The following is a 344-nucleotide window of genomic DNA, read 5'->3' on the forward strand; positions in this document are numbered from 1 at the left end:
TAGCAGGTGTTTCTACTTTACGGTAGATGTGAGTTGTGTTACCGTCTGGATCTGTTACAGTCTTACCTGTGAACTCGTATCCTGGGATTGACTTGTTAGGGGTTGTTCCTTCTTCTTGCGGTGCAATTGGAAGACCTGTTTCTTCGTCAACGTGGTTGGATACAACCTTCTTAGCAGGTGTTTCGTCTTTACGGTAGATGTGAGTTGTGTTACCGTCTGGATCTGTTACAGTCTTACCTGTGAACTCGTATCCTGGGATTGACTTGTTAGGGGTTGTTCCTTCTTCTTGCGGTGCAATTGGAAGACCTGTTTCTTCGTCAACGTGGTTTGTTACAACTTTCTTA

General features: G+C 44.5%; 1 protein-coding gene. It reads right to left on the reverse strand.

Going from position 1 to position 344, the window contains the following annotated elements; translation table 11 throughout:
• Positions 1 to 344, reverse strand: a 344-nt coding sequence (locus C1G53_RS07720) for a MucBP domain-containing protein (protein WP_192873115.1), incomplete at both ends; no start/stop codon positions are given.

It is taken from the genome of Streptococcus suis, from assembly GCF_002960445.1.
Lineage (GTDB): Bacteria > Bacillota > Bacilli > Lactobacillales > Streptococcaceae > Streptococcus > Streptococcus hyiners.